The organism is Kribbella kalugense (assembly GCF_004365875.1).
In the GTDB taxonomy this organism is placed as follows: Bacteria; Actinomycetota; Actinomycetes; order Propionibacteriales; family Kribbellaceae; genus Kribbella; species Kribbella kalugense.
This window is the reverse complement of sequence record NZ_SODF01000002.1, coordinates 1,009,348-1,026,193: the sequence shown is the minus strand read 5'-3', so window position 1 is coordinate 1,026,193 and position 16,846 is coordinate 1,009,348. Positions and strand designations below refer to the sequence as shown.

The window sequence follows — 16,846 nt, the reverse complement described above, 5'->3', positions numbered from 1 at the left end:
AAGTGCTCCGCCGCAGCCTGGCCGCATGACAACCACAACGCAGCAATCCGCACCCACGGCACTACTCACCACGGCCGCGCTCGCCGGTCCGCTGTACGTCGGGATCGGGACCATCGAGGCGATCGTCCGAGACGGCTTCGACATCCGCCGGCACTCGCTGAGCCTCCTGGCCAACGGCGCTGGCGGCTGGATCCACTCCGCGATGATGGTCCTCACCGGCCTGCTCACCGTGATCGGCGCGTTCGCCCTGCGCCGCGCCGGTCTCCGCTCCCGCTGGGCCTTCGGCGGTCTCGCGGTGTACGGCGCGGGGGTCGCAGCCGCCGGCCTGATGCGGGCGGATCCGATGGACGGCTTCCCGATCGGTACGCCGCCCGGCCTCCCGGAGACCGTCTCCTGGCACAGCTTCGGGCACATCATCGCCGGGATGATCGGCTTCATCGGCCTGATCATCGCCTGCCTCGTCCTCGCCCGCAGATTCAGCCGGGAAGGCAACACCGGCTGGTCCCGCTTCTCGCTGATCACCGGCATCGTGTACTTCCTCGGCCTGGTCGGGCTCGGCGCCGGCAGCGGTACGACGTTCGTGAACCTAGGCTTCTCGGTGGCGGTGATTCTCGGCTGGGCCTGGCTGACCCTCCTGCTGCTGCACGCTCGAACGGAGGAGGTCCGATGAAATTCACCGCAGAGCTGTTGTCGACCGGCAGGAACACCGCCGGCTTCGAAGTCCCCGAGGACGTCGTCAAGTCCCTCGGCGGCGGTGGTCACCCGAAGGTCTCCGTCACGGTCAACGGCTACACATTCCGTACGTCGATCGCCCGGATGGGTGGCCGCTATCTGCTCGGCTTCAGCGCGGAACGCCGTACCGAGGCCGGGGTCTCACCCGGCTCCATGATGGAGGTGGAGGTCGAACTCGACACGGCCGAGCGAGTGCTCGACGTACCTAAGGAGTTTGCGACTGCGCTGGCCGCGGATGCGAAGGCCAAGGAGTTCTGGGCGACGCTGAGCTACAGCAAGCAGCAGTGGCACGTCCTGCAGGTCACGTCGGCGAAGACGGATGCGACCCGGGAACGCCGGATCGAGAAGTCCATCGGAATGCTCCGCGAAGGCAAGGCCCGCTGATGCGGTTCATCGCCGTACTGCGGACTGCCGAGGCACACGGGTTCCCGCCGCCGGAGCTGGCTGAGGGGATCGCCGCGCTGGGAGCGGAGGCCGCTCGCTCAGGTGTCCTCGTCGACACCGCCGGCTTGTTGCCCGTCGCAACGGCCACGAGAGTCGGGGTCACGGCCGGCGAGTTGACCGTCACCGAAGGCCCGTTCGACGACCCGGCGCCCCTCGGCGCCTATGCCGTCTACGACGTGACCACCCGCGACGAGGTCATCGACTGGACCAAGCGCTTCATGGACCTGCACCGCCGCACCTGGCCGACCTGGGAAGGCGAATCCGAGATCCGCCAGATCTTCGGCCCGGAGTCCTGAGGCCGTGGGCGCACTGAAGCGGCTCGGTATCCCTGGGCCACGTGGTGTGGACCGGGTGATCGACCTCGCCGTCGTGGTCGCGGTGGCGATCGCGTCGTCGGTGCCGTTCATCGGCCGCGCTCCAGGCGAGATCACCTGGCTCGGCGTGCTCTTCAACCTCGGGACCGTGGTCCCGCTGCTCTGGCGGCGGCGGTGGCCGTTCGGGGTCATGGTGGTCGTGGCCACGGCCGCCGCGCTGGTGTCGCTCCACCACCGGCCCGGGCAGTACCTGCAGTACGGCGGTCTGGTGGCGATCTACTCGGTCGCGAGCCTCGGCCGGAAGCGGTGGCAGCGGATCGGCGTACTCGTGCTGATCCTGATCACGTTCCCGCCGGCGTCGTTGTTGCTGAAGCACAACGACCCGGCCGAGTTCATGTTCACCTTCCTGCTGCCGGTGGCCGCGTTCCTGGCCGGATCGCTGGAACGCAGCCACCGCGAGAAGGCCGTGGCGCTGCGTGAACGGGCTGACCAGTTGGAGCGGGAACGCGCCGCCGAGACCGCCCGCGCCGCCGCGGAGGAGCGGGCCCGGGTCGCCCGCGACATGCATGACATCCTCGCGCACGCGGTCAGCCTGATGGTCGTCCAGGCCGAGGCCGGACCGGTCGTCGTCCGCACGGATCCGGACCGGGCCGAGCAGGCTTTCGACGCGATCGCCGACGCGGGCCGGGACGCGATGGTGCAGCTCCGACGACTGCTCGGCGTACTCAAGGCAGGTGAGGATCGTGCTCCGCAACCAACCTTGGCGTCGCTGCCGGAGCTCGTGGAGGACGCGCAGTTCGAGGAGACCGGCGTACGGCGTCCTGTTACGCCCGACACCGAGGTCGCGATCTATCGGATGGTCCAGGAGGCGCTGACGAACACGGTCAAACACGCCCGCGCTCAGCAGGTCGCCGTACGGCTGAACTGGTCGGCGGACGAGCTGGACCTGTCGATCACGGACGACGGTATCGGCGGAGACGTCGCCTCGGGCGGGCACGGCCTGGTCGGGATCCGGGAGCGTGCCGCAGCCTGCGGAGGTACGGCGGAAGCCGGACCACGGGCCGGTGGTGGCTTCGAGGTGCGGGCCAGATTGCCTTATCTAGAAGGAGTTTCATGATCCGGGTGGTGCTGGCGGACGACCAGGAGCTCGTCCGCAGTGGGTTCGCGATGATCCTCGACGCTCAGCCGGATATCGAGGTCGTCGGCGAGGCCGCGGACGGCGCCGAGGCGGTCTCGCTGGTCCGCTCGCTGACCCCGGACGTGGCTCTGCTCGACGTCCGGATGCCCCGCGTCGACGGCCTCGCCGCAGCACGCGCGATCTGTGCGAGCACCAGGACGAAGGTCGTCATGCTCACCACCTTCGACTCCGACGACTACGTGTACGACGCGCTGTACGCCGGAGCGAGCGGGTTCTTGCTGAAGGACGTACGGCGTGACGACCTGGTTCACGCCGTCCGTGTCGTCGTCGCCGGGGAGTCACTGCTCGCGCCCAGCATCACCCGCCGGCTGATCGCCGACCTGACCCGGAATCGGCCGCGCACGACGCCGGCCGCGGCTCTCGACGTCCTGACCGGCCGCGAGCGGGAGACTCTCGTCCTGCTCGGCCGCGGCCTGTCCAACGCCGAGATCGCGACCGCCCTGGGCGTCAGCGAACACACGGTGAAGACCCATGTCAGCAACACGCTGACCAAGCTCGGGCTGCGTGACCGCGTCCAGGCCGTCATCGCGGCGTACGAGACCGGGCTCATCATTCCCACGAACCAGTAACCGCCGCCATCTCCCTCTCATCGGCGATGTGTGGGCCGCCGGGTTCGGCGACGCTCGGCCCATGAAGAAACTCGGCATCCTCGCCGGCGCCCTTTTCGTTGCTTACGGCATCATCCGGCTGATCGACGGAGCGAACGGCGACCGCGGCCCAGGACTCGCCTGGACCAGCGGTCACCTCCTGTTCCTGCTCGGCCTCCTGCTGTTCGGCGCCGTTCTGGTGGTCGGGCGGAACACCCTCACCAGCCGGCGGCCGCTCGGTACCGCGGCCATGGTCGTGGGCCTTGTCGGGGTGGCTGCCTTCGTCCGGGTCATTCTGACCGACCTGATCGTCGGCTTCCGGGCGTCGGATCATGCACAGATGTCGGCGATCGGCGGCAACTACGACCGCTGGCCGGGCAACCTCGGGATCTACGAACCGCTGCAGACCCTTGGGCCGATCCTGTTCCTGGTCGGCTTGCTGACGCTCGCCGTACTGCTGACCGTCGAACGCCGGCTGCCGGTCTGGGCGGCACCGGTCCTGGTCGCCGGGTTCGTGCTGATCAGTGCGAACCTCGACCTGATGCCGATCGGTGGCGCCCTTCTCGGCCTGGCGTTCAGTACACCTCGATTTCGTCCAGGAACACTCCGTCGGCAGCCTTCGTGAAGGTGCGGGTGAAGGCCACCTTCACGTGGTGAGCCCGGACCGGCGCGAAGCGGACCTCGAAACGGTTGCCTGGGTGGTTCCTCATTCTTCGAGCCCGACCCGCTGGTGCCAATCAACCTGGCTAGACCACTTGTGTCAGCAGTACGAGCGGCACCCGCGATCGACGCCGTACGTACGCCGTGTCTTGGCGACGAGCCCTACTGGCGACAGCTGCCCGCCGTGATGCCAGCTGTTGAGGAACTCCTGCGGCGGCACGGCGCCGCGCCGGATCCACCAGGTGTTTGGTTTCGTCGGCCAACTGATCCCGAAATGCAGATGCGGCGGAGTGACCCTCGCGCTTCCTGTCTTGCCCGTCCGCGCCAAGGTCTGGCCTGCTCGCACGATCACGCCAGGTCGAATCCCTGCGGCAATCGCGGACAGGTGTGAGCCGTAGTACCGGACTCCGTCGACGCCCACCACGGAAACGGAAAGGCCTCCGCGATCGGGACCGCGGTTGGTCTTCGGATCCCAGGTGTCGACGCGCGTCACCTCGTCGACTCGCCCATCCACAGGCGACACAAACAGACAACCCACGTCGGCAAAGATGTCCGACGCGGGGTAGTCATGATGACTCTGCGAAGCATCCGCCCGACAACCCCCAACAGGAAACACATACCGCCGTGCAGCTGGGGACGGCGGCCGCGTTGGGCTGACCGCTCGAGTCGGCGCGCTGGACCGTGCTGGCGTGCTCGGCGCAGGCTTCGTCGTACTCGATTGTGCGGGAGTCGGCCTCGACTGTGCGGGACTCGGCGTGCTCGCCCGTGGCGCAGTCGATACCTCTGGTGCCGGTGTTGGCGCGGTGCCAGGTTGCGTGCGGTCGAAGACCCCGGCCGCGGACAGGCCAAACAACCCGGCGCCGGCGACACCGACCACCGCTACCAGAAAGACTGCCCAGACCTGTCGCGTCACGGATACCAGAATGCGTTGACGTTTGCGGACGAGTACACCGTCTCACACGGTATGCCGTTCTTGTCCGCATCCATCCGATCCGGCATGCCGTAGTACCACCAGTACCGGACGGCCTCCGCGTAGGACGCACCCCGCGCGGCGAGGTCCCGGCAGAACAACCCGGACGACCAGAACACGACACCGCTCACCTCGCGTCCGTTCCAGTAGGCAGCGACGTCACTGCGCGAGTACACCGTCTCGCACGGGATTCCGTTGCGGTCGGCATCCATCTGGTTCGGCTGACCGTGCAGCCGCCAGTAGTCGATCGCCGCGACATAGCTGTATCCCTTGGCATTCAGATCCCGGCAGAACAACCCGCCCGGCAATGACCGCACGTCCCCGACCGCCGGCGCCGAGTTCGACGTCCCCTTGACCGCCGGCTTCGGTGCGACGGTCCGCGTCGTCACCGACACCGGCACCGAGGCCACCGCGGCCGGCGCGGACTGCGGCGCAGGCGCCGGATCGTCCTTCGTCATCAACACCACCAGCCAGGTGAGCAGCACCAGGATGACGCCGACCGCAACTCCCCCCAGAGCTGCCAAGGTCGCGTTGCCGTGCTGGTTCAGGCGGTGACAGTGCGTGCGTGAATACGGTTCTCCATTCATGATTCCCCCCGTCGGCCATTGAAGCCCGGTTACTCTCCGTTGTCTATGGCTCGGGGTCGGTAGGTGTGTTCACCGACGGAACATCTGGTGGTCATGGAGAACCGCGATGATCGCGCCGAGGTCGAACGGTGGGACACCTCGGGCAGGCGAGGTACGTTCGAACCTGTCTACCCGTTGGGTCGCGCGGCGGTCGACCCGGCCGGGCCTAAGCTCGACGTTGTCGGAGACGCCGACCCGTGGGTCGACCTGTGGTTCTACACCAACCCGATCTGGGTGCTGCCCAAGTAAGGAACCAAGCTGTGATCATCGCGATCGATGCCGACAGCAAGGACACGGCCGCGGCCGACCACCTGCTGTACGACCTGATCGATCAGATCGGCATCAGGGCTCAGCCGGTCGTCGCCCTCACCCACACGGTGTCGGGCGGTGACCGGCCCCATGTCGCGGTGTCGCTCACCAGCGCCGCCGACCTCGCGGACTCGATCCGCGAGGTCGTTGCCGACCGCAACGTTGGCCTGGCGATCACCCGGCCCGGCGCATCCGAACCGGAGCTGGCCGGACCGAGCCGCCTGGTCCGTGGCGCGTACGTCGCCGCGGTCGAAGCGGCCCTGGGTACGACGGGACGCGTGGTCCGCTGGCCCGGTCACGAGCAGGCGCACGGCGTACTGCCCGCCGCCGAGCTGCGCACCCGGTGCGGCATCGATGACCTCGAAGGCATCGGCGGCGTACCGGTCGAGGACGACACGCTGGTCGACACCCTCGACTTCCTCCGCCCGGTCCGCCGCGACGGCCGCCTCGTCCTCCAGGTCCAGCCCGCCGCCGGCGACCTCCTCATCCCGTTCGAACTCCAGCACCAACAGAAGTGCTGCGCCGATCACTGACTCCAGGCGGCTGAATTGCGCAGTACGTCGGGAAGTTCGCCGATGACACCCAGGCGTTGGGTGCAGCGGGAGAGAGCGACATACAGGTCGCGTAGGCCGCGCGGGGACTCGATCACGATGCCGTCGGGGTCGACGACGAGGACCGAGTCGAACTCGAGGCCCTTGGCTTCGCGGGCGGTCAGGACGGTGACGCCGCTCAGGCCGTCGACCGCCTCCTGGAGCAGCTCGAGCCGGCTCCGGGACGTGATCACCCCGACCTCGCCGTACGCCGTCTCCTCCGCGGCCATCTTGTAGACGTACATCGCCTGCTCGGCCGCGGGCACGTCCACGTGCCACGGCTTCACACCGGTCGACCGGACCGACTGAGGCGCCCGCGCGGACGGGTCGACTTCCCGCAGTACGTCGTTCGCCAGCTCCATCACCTCGGCCGGTGTCCGGTAGTTGAGCGTCAGCTCGGCCAGCCGCCATCGATCGCCGAACGTCTCGCCGAGCGCACTCGCCCACGACGTCCCGCCACCGATCGAGCTCGTCTGCGCGACATCGCCGACCACGGTCATCGACCGCAACGGGCAGCGTCGCGCGATCGCCCGCCACGCCATCGGCGACAGCTCCTGCGCCTCGTCGACGATCACGTGACCGTACGTCCACCGCCGGTCCGCTCCGGCTCGGTCGGCGAGCGTCCGGTCGTCGTCCGCCTCGTACCGCTCAGCCAGCGCCTCGGCGTCCAGGAGGTCCTTCGCGGTCAGGATCTCCGCATCGTCATCCTCGTCGAAGTCCGTCGACCCCGAACCGCTCAGCAAGTCCAAAGCCCCTTGTGCATAAGCGACTGCGCGCGCCCGAGCGGCCCGCTCTCGCGCTGCCTCGGTGCCGTCGTCGCCGAGCAGCTCCGCCGCCTCGTCGAGCAGCGGAACGTCGGCCGGACTCCAGTCGGCGCCGTACCTCAGCAGATGTTCGCGATCGAGCTCCGACAGCTGCGGCGCGGCGGACGCCAGCCGGTCCTCGTCGCCGTACAACTCCTCGAGCAGTTTCTGCGGACTGAGCAACGGCCACAGCTGCTCGAGCAGAGCCTGTACGGCGGGCTCCGCGAGCACCTCCTTGCGCAGCTCGGCCAGGTCGTACTCGTCGAGCAATTGCTCGCCGTCGAGCGGGTCGGTGCCGATCAGTTCGGCGTACTGGTTGGTGAGGTAGTCGGTGAGCTCGTTCAGGATGAACGGTCGCGCTTGGTTGTGGGTGAGACCACGGTTGCGCACCCGAGCGTGCGTTGCGGCGCAGACGGACGGGTCAAGCGTCAGCACCGTCCGGTCGACGGTGACCTGCACGGGCTCCGAAGGGAGCCACTGACGGTCCGCGACCGCCTTCGCGATCACGTCAGCCATGATCGTCCGGCCCTTCACCTCGGCGCTCTCCGACGGCTCCGGCCGGGTGGCGCTGAGACCCGGGTACAGCTCGGCGATCGTGACCAGGCGAACGCCGTCCTCACCCAGCGACGGCAGCACCTGGCCGATGAACCGCAGGAACGCCGCATTCGGCCCGACGACAAGAATTCCGCGCTTTTCCAGTTGCTCACGATGTGTGTACAACAGAAATGCGGCGCGGTGCAGCGCGATCGCGGTCTTACCCGTTCCCGGACCGCCTTGGACAACGAGGATTCCGGGCAGATCGGAACGGATGATCCGGTCCTGATCGGCCTGGATGGTCTGGACGATCGACTCCATCTGGCCGGTCCGCCGCGCCTCGAGCGCCTTCATCAGGACGGCCTCGCCGATCACGCCCGTACCCGGCTTGGACGGGTCGGCCGCCTCCCGTTGCAGGTCCAGCTGCTCGTCCTGGACATCGACCACGCGGCGCAACCGGGTCTGGACGTGCCGTCGGCGGACGATGCCGTGGTTCGCCACCGCGGTCGCGATGTAGAACGGCCGCGCTGCCGGGGCGCGCCAGTCGACCAGCAGGGGTTCGTAGTCGTCGTCGTGCAGACCGATCCGGCCGACGTGCAGGATCTCGCCGTCCTCGGTGTCGAGGCGGCCGAAGTACAGGCCCTCCTCGGCGGCGGTCAGCCGGGCCTGCCGGAGCTTGAGGTCACGGATGCGCCCGTCGCGCTGGTGCAGAGCCTGCGCGTTGCGGGTATGGACCAGTTGCTCATCGTCGGTGCGTGCGTCCGTGCGGTCGCGCTCCCGGTCGAGCGCGGCGTAGAACGTGGTCAGGTGAGCCTGTTCGGCGTCGACCGGATTCGGCAATTCAAACCCCTTGTGTTAAAATACGTCCCGTTGGTTTTCAGGCCGCATTCCAGTTCTTGAGAAATGACACTGCGCGCGGCAGCCACAAATCCTTGAGTTTATCCGGTGCCCGGGTTTTCCTGTAGTGGTGTTCCACTCGATCATCCCGCCGTACCTGCTCGAGCAGCTTGAGCGGACGACCGACGACCCCAACCTCCGGGCCCGCATCCGGCAGTCCCTGCAGCACGATGCCGTCCTGCGCACCCGGCCCGCGGCCGGCCTTGCGTCGCCGACGGCGGCAGGCGGCCGGCAACGCAAGGTGTACGACGCCGAGAACGGGACCGACCTCCCCGGGACGCTGGTCCGCTCCGAGGGCGACGACCCGGCCCAGGACAAGGCTGTCAACCAGGCGTACGACGGCACCGGCGCGACCTGGACCCTCTACAAGGAGTGCTTTGGGCGCGACTCGATCGACGCCGCCGGGCTCGTCCTGACCTCGACGGTGCACTACGACCGCGGGTACGCGAACGCGTTCTGGGACGGCGCACAGATGGTGTTTGGCGACGGTGACGGGCAGATCTTCGGGAACTTCACCGGCTCGATCGATGTCACCGGCCACGAGTTGACCCACGGCGTCACGCAGTACACCGCGAACCTCTCGTACGACGGCCAGTCCGGTGCGCTGAACGAGAGCATCTCGGACGTCTTCGGCTCGCTCGCCAAGCAGTACGCACTCGGTCAGAGCGCCGCGGACGCCGACTGGCTGATCGGAGCCGGGCTGTTCCTGCCAGGTGTCCAAGGTGTCGCGCTGCGATCGATGAAGGCCCCCGGGACGGCGTACGACGATCCGCGGCTGGGGAAGGATCCGCAGCCGGACAACATGTCCGGGTACGTCGAGACCGAGGACGACAACGGCGGCGTACATCTCAACTCCGGCATCCCGAACCACGCGTTCTACCTGGTCGCGACCGCTCTCGGCGGGAACGCGTACGGCGACGCCGGCAAGATCTGGTACGCCACCTTGACCTCGGGCGGCCTCGCCGAAACCGCCACCTTCAAGGTCTTCGCCGAAGCCACCCAGGCCGTCGCCGGCAACCTCTTCGGCGCGGACTCGGCCCAGCTCACCGCCGTCACCAAGTCCTGGCAATCGGTCGGCGTCCTCGAGGACCAGACCACTCTCATGGACGCGGCCCAAACCGAACTCCAACCCTCCACACCGCCGTCCTCACCGCCTCCTGAGAAGGTTTGACCTCAAGTCTTGTTGAGGTACTAGCGTCCGTTGGCGTGACTGTTCATCCGCTCCGGCTCGTCGTGCTGACGCGCAATCTCGACGACGGGCGGTTCGGCACGGCGGTGACGCGGTGGTTCGCCCGGGAGGTCGAGCGGGCGGACGAGTTCAAGCTCGATCTCATCGACCTGAGCGTCGTGCCGCTGGCGGAGTTGCCGCGGCGGATCGAGGACGCGGATGCGGTGATGATCGTCACGGCGGAGTACAACCACGCGTATCCGGGCGACGTGAAGACCGCGATCGACGCCGTACGACGGCCTTGGTACGCGAAGCCGGTCGGGTTCGTCGTGTACGGCGGCCGATCGGGCGGACTGCGGGCCGCCGAACAACTGAGACTCGTGTTCGGAGAGCTGCACGCGGTCACGATCCGGGACAGTCTCGGGTTTCGCGAAGAGGACTTCACCGCGGGTGAGCCGACGGATCCGACCACGTCTGCGGCCGCCGCGACCCTGCTCCGGCAGCTCGCCTGGTGGGCCCGAGCGCTACGCGATGCTCGCGCGCAGACGCCGTACCCCGGATAGCGGATCTCCAGCCCATCACAATGCTGGTTCTTCCGGTCGATCCAGGCTCAGCCGGTGCCGGCCGCCGGGATTGTGATGGGCTGCAGGTCCGGAGGAATAGGTTGCACGCCGCGGCGGTTGCCATGGAGCGTGAGCGCCGAACCGATGCCCCTGTCCGTGCTCGACCTCTCGCCGGTGCCGACAGGCACGCGGCCGTCGGAGGCGCTGCACGAGACGCTGGAACTGGCCCGCACCGCGGAAGCGGCCGGCTACCACCGCTTCTGGCTGGCGGAGCATCACAACATCCCCAGCGTGGTGAGCACGACTCCCGAGGTGATGATCACGGCGGTCGCTGCCGCCACGTCGACCATCCGGGTCGGGTCCGGCGGGATCATGCTGCCGAACCACTCTCCGTTGAAGGTCGCCGAGACGTTCCGTGTGCTCGGCGGGCTGTACCCGGACCGTATCGACCTCGGCATCGGACGAGCGCCAGGCACCGACCAACGCACCGCGCTCGCACTGCGCCGGAGCCGCGAGGCCCTCGGCGCCGACGACTTCACCGAGCAGTACGCCGAACTGCGGGCATACGCCGAAGGGTTCCCGGCCGGGCACCCGTTCGAGCCGATCAAGGCGCAACCTGACGACGTACCGCTGCCGCCGGTGTGGATCCTCGGGTCCAGCACGTACGGCGGACAGGCGGCGGCCGCGCTCGGGACGGGATTTGCGTACGCCGGGCACTTCGGGACGCTCGATCCGGCCGGCGTGATCGCGTCGTACCGGGAGAACTTCAAGCGCTTCGAGAACGAGGGCGCGCCGCACGCGATCCTGGCCTTGGCCGCGATCGTCGCCGAGACCGAGGAGCGCGCGCAGCAACTCGCCCGCGCGAACGCACTCTCGATGCTCCGCCTGCGCTCCGGCCGTCCTGGCCCGCTTCCGTCTCCGGAGGAAGCCGAGGCCTACCCGTGGTCCGAGGCAGAAGAGGCCGCTGTCGAAGAGTGGGCCGGTCTGGTCTCCGTCGGCACCCCGGACCAGGTAGCCGCTGACCTCCTCCGCCGAGCCAACTCCGCCGGCGCTGACGAACTGATCATCACCACCAACATCCACAACCCAGCAGAACGCCGCCGCTCGTTCGAGCTGCTCGCGCAAGCTTGGGGCATCAAGCCCCGCTGATCAGTTGCGCGCGTCCGGAGTCGCCCGGATGTGTTCGAAGATCAGGCTGGTCTCGGCGTGGACTACTGCTGGGTCCGCGGTCAGGTGGTCGAGGACGAACTCCCGGAGAGCGTCGGGAGTGGCCGCGCTGACGTGCAGCAGGTAGTCGTTGGCGCCGCTGACATGAAACAGCGAGAGCACGCCGGGCAGCCCCGGCACCTTCGACCGGAAGCGGTCGATCTCGTCACGCGAATGCGCTCCGATCCGGATCGCGATCAGCGCCTGCAACGGCTGACCCAGCGCGCCCAGATCCACGTCGGCATGGAAGCCGCGGATCACCCCACGCTCACGCAGTGAACGCACCCGCGCGAGACACGTCGACGGCGCGATCCCGGTCGCCTCGGCGAGCGCGTTGTTCGCCATCCGCCCGTCGGCGGTCAGCAGTCGCACCAACTCCCGATCGACCTCGTCGAGCCCGTCAGGAGCCGGCCGCGGAGCCGGTCCAGGGCTCCGACGATCCTTCGGCATGCCATCACTGTAGAGCCCGTCCACAGAATCCACAGCATGTGGATGACCCTGTGGACGAATTTTCTTCGGAACTATTGCATCAATCTCGCAGAAGATTCCATCCTCACTGCATCTCAGGTGAGGAGGCCACGATGACCCAGCTCGACACCCGTTCCGTCCACGCCGGCCGCGACGACCTGGCCGCTCTCGGCGTCCACGTCCCTCCGATCGACCTGTCCACCACCTACCCGCTCCCCGACGTGAACACCGGCGGAGCGTCGTACGACGCGCTCGCGCAGGGCCGTGGCCCGGACGGCGGGAGCCTCGTCTACCAGCGCCTGTGGAACCCGACCGTCGCCCGCTTCGAGAGCGCGCTCGCCGAGCTCGAGCAGACCGACGGCGCCGTCGCGTTCGGCTCCGGCATGGCCGCGCTCACCGCCTGCCTGCTCGCCACCGTTGCCGCAGGCCGTCCGCACGTGGTCGCCGTACGTCCGCTGTACGGCGGCACCGATCACCTGTTATCCACAGGCCTCCTGGGGACAACTGTCAGTTACACACAGCCGAACGAGGTCGCCGGAACGATCCGCCCCGACACCGGCCTGGTCATCGTCGAGACACCGGCCAACCCGACCGTCGAGCTGGTCGACATCGCGGCGGTCGCCCGCGCGGCAGGCGACGTACCGGTGCTTGTGGACAACACCTTCGCGACGCCGATCCTGCAGCAGCCGGCTCGGCACGGGGCGAGCCTGGTCTTGCACTCGGCAACCAAGTACCTCGGCGGTCATGGCGACGTGATGGGTGGCGTCGTCGCGGCCGGCGTGGAGTGGGTCGGCCGGCTTCGGCAGATCCGCGCAGTGACAGGTGGCCTGCTGCACCCGTTGGCGGCGTACGAACTGCACAGGGGACTGCAGACGCTGCCAGTGCGCGTACGGGCGCAGCAGGCGACCGCCATCAAGGTGGCGGACTGGCTGTCCGCGCAGCCGTCCGTCGAGCAGGTCTACTACCCGGGCCTGACCGATCCCGCCGGGCTGATCGGACGCCAGCAGTCGGGTCCCGGCGCGATCCTCGCCTTCACCCTGACCGGCGGCTTCGAGGCCGCGTCCCGGGTGGCCAGCGGGTTGAAGCTCATCACGCACGCGGTGTCCCTCGGCGGCGTGGACACGCTGATCCAGCACCCCGCCGCGCTCACCCACCGCCTGGTCACCGCCGAGGCCAAGCCGTCCGACGGACTGCTCCGCCTCAGCCTCGGCCTGGAAGACCCCGAGGACCTGACCGCCGACCTCCAATCCGCGCTGGAAGGCTGATTCTGCGCAGGGCAGAACGCCGTACGGAGTCTGCTCAGCGCAGATCTTGCCCGGCGGACCCGCGCGGGATGGCACACTCGGTACAGGACATCCGGAGGCGAGGAGGGCCAGACGTGTTGCTACGCCAGGTGATCGGGAACGTCTTTCGCCGGCTCCGGCGCGAGCGGGGCATCACCCTGCGCGAGCTCGCCGAGCTGGCCCAGGTGTCGGTGCCGTACCTCTCCGAGATCGAGCGCGGTCGCAAAGAGCCCTCCTCGGAGATCCTCGCCGCGATCTGCCGCGCACTCGAGCTCGAGCTGTCCGACCTGCTGGCCGAGGTGCAGTTCGACCTGACCACCGCGGCCCGGTCCACGCTGCCGGTCCACCTCCAGACCGCTGCGATCCGGGTCGAGGACCGCGCGGCGTACCGGATCCCTTCCGGCCCACGCGCGTACTCCGCCTCGGCACAGGCGTTCACGCTGGTCGCTTAGTTGGTGCGCTGGTACGCCAACCCGGCCGCGAGGTCCTGGCGTACGTCGCCTGCTCCGGCTGAGGTACTGGCGTTCCACCAGAGCCTGCCGGCGTACCGCCCTACTCCACTGACCCCTGTCCCGGCGCTTGCTGCCGAGCTGGGGGTCGGTCAGGTGCTCGTGAAGGACGAGTCGCATCGGCTTGGGCTGCCCGCGTTCAAGGCGCTGGGTGCGTGGTGGGCGATCCACCGCGCTCTGCAGGAGCACGCCGGCGCTTCCGAGTTGGTGACTGCGACCGACGGCAATCACGGTCGTGCCGTCGCGCGCCGGGCTGCGATGCTCGGTCTGCCCGCACACGTGTTCGTCCCGGACGTGGTGAGTGATGGTGCTGTGGATGCGATCCGGTCGGAGGGTGCGACGGTGACCGTCGTACCGGATTCGTACGACGCCGCGGTCGGCGAGGCTGCGGCGTACGCCTCGGGGGATCGGTTGCTGATCCAGGACTCCGCGTGGCCCGGGTACGAGGTGATCCCGCAGCACATCGTCGACGGCTACTCGACGCTGTTCCGGGAGATCGACGTACAGCCTGATCTGGTGGTTGTGCCGATGGGAGTGGGTTCGGTGGCCCAGGCAGCCGTCACCCACTACCGGAGCGGACCGGTCACGCCGGCGTTGCTCGGGGTCGAGCCGGCCAGCGCGTCGTGCGTGACCACCAGCCTGCTCGCAGGTGAGTTGCTGACCGTCCCGACCGGCAAGACTGTGATGGCGGGCCTGAACTGCGGTACGCCGTCCAGCCTCGCCTGGCCCGTACTCCGCTCAGGTCTGGACTACTCGGTCACGGTCGAGGACGACGCAGCACTCAAGGCGGTCGACGACCTGCAAGCGGCCGGCATCTCCTCCGGACCGAGCGGTGCGGCGACCCTCGCCGGGCTCCGCGCTGCGCGTGACCAGCTAAATCTAATGGAGAACAGCACGGTCGTCCTGATAAGCACTGAGGCATGCGTACCCACATAAAGCGGCGGGAGCCCGCGGCGCCTGGCTCGATTCCAGATGTGCTGCAGATGTTCGAGTCCGAGGTGCGGTTCTACCGGGAGATCGCACCGGTGGTCGGGGTTCGCGTTCCGGAGTGCTACCAGGCGGAGTCTGGACCTGACGGGACCCTGCTGGTGCTGGAGGACCTGTCGGACTGGGCGCCAGGGGCGGACCCTGGCGCTGCTGCGCAGGTGTTGCGCGAGTTGCATGGCCGGTGGACAGGCCGGGCGAACTGGGCGTGGCTGCGACCGCCCGGTGCGGGGGAGGATCTGGTTGCGGAGCTCTACGACCGCACCTGGCCGGTGCTGGCGGAGCGGTCCGACCTGTCTGCTCCGGTGCGTGCCTTTGGTGAGCGTCTGGTCGGTCGGGTGCTCGAGGGCGAGCAAGCTGTGGGGCAGGCGGGTGAGCTGACTTTGGCTCACGGTGACGCCTCGGCGCAGAACATGCGGACCGGGCCCGACGGTGTGGTCGCCTTGCTGGACTGGGAGGACGTGTCGTTGGCGCCGGGCGTGCTGGACCTCGCGTGGTTCTTGGTGTCATCGGTGGAGCCCGCCCGCTGGCCGGAGGCGTTGAGTGCTTACGGGGGCAGCGAGGGGCTGAGCGCGGTCATGCCGTCTGTGATGGTGCAGGGGTACCTGAGCGTGTCGGACCTGCCCGATGGTGAGGCTGTGGGATGGAACGCTCGCCTCGAAGCCGCATTGGAGTTGCTGTGAAGTACGTCGTGCGGTTCCCGGTGGACGATCGGGAATTGTCCACGCTGCATGCGGCTGCGTTCGAGAGCGAGCCGGAGGTGCAGGCCTGGGCGGAGCGGTTGGAGCGGTGGGCGCTGACCTGGGTGGGTGCCTTCAGCAACGATCAGCTGGTCGGGTTCGTGCAGGTGTGCTGGGACGGCGGTGGGCACGCGTTCGTGCTGGACACCGCCGTACATCCGGATCATGGCCGGCGGGGTATCGGTAAGCAGCTCGTGCTGACCGCGGCCGAGGAGGCGCGCAAGGCCGGGTGTGAATGGCTGCACGTCGACTTCGAGCCGCACCTGACCGCGTTCTACCTCGACGCCTGCGGGTTCCGGCCGACCGACGCGGGGTTGCTCAAACTCCGATAGTCGTCAGGCGTTCGGTGGAGATGCAGGAGGTCAGGCAGCGTTCCTTCGCATCGCCGAGCAGGTCAGCGGTCCAGGTGGTGAAGCCGCCGTCGCCCAGCCCTTCGCTGCCCCGACCGATGTCGAGTGCGGTGCCGGCGTAGTAGTTCTCGCTCTTCGTCCGCTCGGTGTCCTCGGTGAACGCGACTTCGAGCGCCGGCCGGACCGTGTCCTCGATCCGGTCCCGCAGCGCGGACTCCTTGAAGGCGGTGAAGGACAGGACTGCCTTGTCGCCGAGTACGTCCTGCCAGAAACGCAGGTGCTCGATCAGCAGCTCGGTCCTGCACGAGCCGGTGTCGCGAGCACTCGACACCAGCGTGAACAGCTCGAAATGAGCGAACATGCCCGGCCCGTCGAACGGCTGCGCCCGGATCACCCGCTGGCACGCGGCCAGGTGGACCCGGTCCTGCCCGGCACGTCGGCGTACGGCGGCCTCGATCGCCAGCTCGTTGGTCGGGTCGCTGGCGACCTCGGTGCCGCGGATCGTGCTGACCACCTGGTTCTGGTTGATCGTCGCGATCGCCGAACAGGTGCCCAGCGGGGTCACCGGGGACAGTTGCACGCCGTCGAACGTTTCCGGCAGCCGCTCCCACAGGAGCTGCTGGGTCTTCACCAGCTCGCGCGGATCGATCGACGACGGTCGCACGAACCGGTCCTGCTGCCAGCGCTGCAGCAGCCGCGCCGGCGTCACCTTGGCGGCGCGCTCCCGCGTCACGTCCAGCAGGACGGACTGCAGCTCGGACTGACTCAACCCGTCGACGAGGGCGTCCCGGCTGCCGTCCGGCAGCTTCGCCCAGAACCGTTCGCTGACCTGTCCCATCGCCCTACTCTGACGGAAATTCCACCGGATCCGCGCCTCATTTTCGCGTATCGTCAATGACATGAGATTTCCG

21 protein-coding genes are annotated in these 16,846 nt (G+C 68.4%); 16 read left to right on the top strand and 5 right to left on the bottom strand.

Annotation, left to right across the window (positions count from 1 at the left end; all coding sequences use genetic code 11):
- Positions 1 to 25: 25 nt before the first annotated feature.
- The 6 genes from EV650_RS22635 (at position 26) to EV650_RS22610 (ending at position 3,900) form a co-directional block, all read left to right on the top strand.
- Positions 26 to 670: a DUF998 domain-containing protein gene (locus EV650_RS22635; RefSeq protein ID WP_134121033.1), complete on the top strand. Its 645-nt coding sequence runs from the start codon at positions 26 to 28 to the stop codon at positions 668 to 670.
- Positions 667 to 1,116, top strand: coding sequence for a YdeI/OmpD-associated family protein (locus EV650_RS22630; RefSeq protein ID WP_134121032.1), 450 nt, complete (start codon positions 667 to 669; stop codon positions 1,114 to 1,116). The genes EV650_RS22635 and EV650_RS22630 overlap by 4 nt, the downstream gene beginning before the upstream one ends.
- Positions 1,116 to 1,472, top strand: a complete 357-nt coding sequence (locus EV650_RS22625; RefSeq protein ID WP_134121031.1) for a YciI family protein — start codon at positions 1,116 to 1,118, stop codon at positions 1,470 to 1,472. The genes EV650_RS22630 and EV650_RS22625 overlap by 1 nt, the downstream gene beginning before the upstream one ends.
- 4 nt (positions 1,473 to 1,476) lie before the next feature.
- On the top strand, positions 1,477 to 2,607 hold the full coding sequence (locus tag EV650_RS22620) for a sensor histidine kinase (protein ID WP_134121030.1): 1,131 nt from the start codon (positions 1,477 to 1,479) through the stop codon (positions 2,605 to 2,607).
- Positions 2,604 to 3,257, top strand: a complete 654-nt coding sequence (locus EV650_RS22615; RefSeq protein ID WP_134121029.1) for a response regulator — start codon at positions 2,604 to 2,606, stop codon at positions 3,255 to 3,257. Before EV650_RS22620 ends, EV650_RS22615 begins: the two co-directional genes overlap by 4 nt.
- 61 nt (positions 3,258 to 3,318) lie before the next feature.
- Complete coding sequence (locus tag EV650_RS22610) at positions 3,319 to 3,900, top strand: hypothetical protein (protein ID WP_134121028.1); 582 nt, start codon at positions 3,319 to 3,321, stop codon at positions 3,898 to 3,900.
- Positions 3,901 to 4,035: 135 nt separating this feature from the next.
- Here the strand turns inward: EV650_RS22610 and EV650_RS22605 are convergent, their stop codons facing one another.
- Together EV650_RS22605 and EV650_RS22600 are read right to left on the bottom strand one after the other, a co-directional pair.
- Positions 4,036 to 4,551, bottom strand: a complete 516-nt coding sequence (locus EV650_RS22605; RefSeq protein ID WP_134121027.1) for a M23 family metallopeptidase — start codon at positions 4,549 to 4,551, stop codon at positions 4,036 to 4,038.
- 293 nt (positions 4,552 to 4,844) lie between these two features.
- The gene (locus EV650_RS22600) at positions 4,845 to 5,492 is read right to left on the bottom strand and encodes an excalibur calcium-binding domain-containing protein (RefSeq protein ID WP_134121026.1); all 648 of its coding nucleotides are present in this window, start codon (positions 5,490 to 5,492) and stop codon (positions 4,845 to 4,847) included.
- 93 nt (positions 5,493 to 5,585) lie between these two features.
- Here EV650_RS22600 and EV650_RS22595 point away from each other — a divergent pair, with 93 nt between their 5' ends.
- Together EV650_RS22595 and EV650_RS22590 are read left to right on the top strand one after the other, a co-directional pair.
- The gene (locus tag EV650_RS22595; protein WP_134121025.1) at positions 5,586 to 5,780 is read left to right on the top strand and encodes a hypothetical protein; all 195 of its coding nucleotides are present in this window, start codon (positions 5,586 to 5,588) and stop codon (positions 5,778 to 5,780) included.
- 11 nt (positions 5,781 to 5,791) lie between these two features.
- Positions 5,792 to 6,373 carry a hypothetical protein gene (locus EV650_RS22590; protein WP_134121024.1) on the top strand — a complete coding sequence of 194 codons (582 nt, stop codon included), beginning with the start codon at positions 5,792 to 5,794 and terminating at the stop codon, positions 6,371 to 6,373.
- Here the strand turns inward: EV650_RS22590 and EV650_RS22585 are convergent.
- Positions 6,367 to 8,607 carry a HelD family protein gene (locus tag EV650_RS22585; RefSeq protein ID WP_134121023.1) on the bottom strand — a complete coding sequence of 747 codons (2,241 nt, stop codon included), beginning with the start codon at positions 8,605 to 8,607 and terminating at the stop codon, positions 6,367 to 6,369. The genes EV650_RS22590 and EV650_RS22585 overlap by 7 nt on opposite strands.
- A 127-nt stretch (positions 8,608 to 8,734) precedes the next feature.
- Here EV650_RS22585 and EV650_RS22580 point away from each other — a divergent pair, with 127 nt between their 5' ends.
- The 3 genes from EV650_RS22580 (at position 8,735) to EV650_RS22570 (ending at position 11,544) form a co-directional block, all read left to right on the top strand.
- Positions 8,735 to 9,835 carry a M4 family metallopeptidase gene (locus tag EV650_RS22580; RefSeq protein WP_134121022.1) on the top strand — a complete coding sequence of 367 codons (1,101 nt, stop codon included), beginning with the start codon at positions 8,735 to 8,737 and terminating at the stop codon, positions 9,833 to 9,835.
- Between the two features lie 35 nt (positions 9,836 to 9,870).
- Positions 9,871 to 10,395, top strand: coding sequence for an NADPH-dependent FMN reductase (locus tag EV650_RS22575; RefSeq protein ID WP_134121021.1), 525 nt, complete (start codon positions 9,871 to 9,873; stop codon positions 10,393 to 10,395).
- A gap of 129 nt (positions 10,396 to 10,524) precedes the next feature.
- Positions 10,525 to 11,544 carry an LLM class flavin-dependent oxidoreductase gene (locus EV650_RS22570; protein WP_238174385.1) on the top strand — a complete coding sequence of 340 codons (1,020 nt, stop codon included), beginning with the start codon at positions 10,525 to 10,527 and terminating at the stop codon, positions 11,542 to 11,544.
- Here the strand turns inward: EV650_RS22570 and EV650_RS22565 are convergent, their stop codons facing one another.
- Positions 11,545 to 12,051, bottom strand: a complete 507-nt coding sequence (locus tag EV650_RS22565) for an Lrp/AsnC family transcriptional regulator (RefSeq protein ID WP_134121020.1) — start codon at positions 12,049 to 12,051, stop codon at positions 11,545 to 11,547. It abuts the gene before it with no gap.
- Between the two features lie 131 nt (positions 12,052 to 12,182).
- Between EV650_RS22565 and EV650_RS22560 the strand changes: the two genes are divergently transcribed.
- The 5 genes from EV650_RS22560 to EV650_RS22540 all read left to right on the top strand — a co-directional run bounded on the left by EV650_RS22560 (position 12,183) and on the right by EV650_RS22540 (position 15,917).
- Positions 12,183 to 13,334, top strand: coding sequence for a trans-sulfuration enzyme family protein (locus EV650_RS22560; RefSeq protein ID WP_134121019.1), 1,152 nt, complete (start codon positions 12,183 to 12,185; stop codon positions 13,332 to 13,334).
- A gap of 113 nt (positions 13,335 to 13,447) precedes the next feature.
- Positions 13,448 to 13,804, top strand: coding sequence for a helix-turn-helix domain-containing protein (locus EV650_RS22555; RefSeq protein ID WP_134121018.1), 357 nt, complete (start codon positions 13,448 to 13,450; stop codon positions 13,802 to 13,804).
- A 3-nt stretch (positions 13,805 to 13,807) separates the two neighbouring features.
- Positions 13,808 to 14,797, top strand: coding sequence for a pyridoxal-phosphate dependent enzyme (locus EV650_RS22550; protein WP_202874821.1), 990 nt, complete (start codon positions 13,808 to 13,810; stop codon positions 14,795 to 14,797).
- Positions 14,782 to 15,528, top strand: coding sequence for a phosphotransferase family protein (locus EV650_RS22545; protein WP_134121016.1), 747 nt, complete (start codon positions 14,782 to 14,784; stop codon positions 15,526 to 15,528). Before EV650_RS22550 ends, EV650_RS22545 begins: the two co-directional genes overlap by 16 nt.
- Positions 15,525 to 15,917 (top strand): GNAT family N-acetyltransferase, encoded by a 393-nt coding sequence (locus tag EV650_RS22540; RefSeq protein WP_238174384.1) that lies wholly within the window; start codon positions 15,525 to 15,527, stop codon positions 15,915 to 15,917. Before EV650_RS22545 ends, EV650_RS22540 begins: the two co-directional genes overlap by 4 nt.
- On the opposite strand, the gene EV650_RS22535 is transcribed toward EV650_RS22540, so the two are convergent.
- Positions 15,904 to 16,773 carry a hypothetical protein gene (locus tag EV650_RS22535; protein WP_238174383.1) on the bottom strand — a complete coding sequence of 290 codons (870 nt, stop codon included), beginning with the start codon at positions 16,771 to 16,773 and terminating at the stop codon, positions 15,904 to 15,906. The genes EV650_RS22540 and EV650_RS22535 overlap by 14 nt on opposite strands.
- Between the last annotated feature and the right edge of the window lie 73 nt (positions 16,774 to 16,846).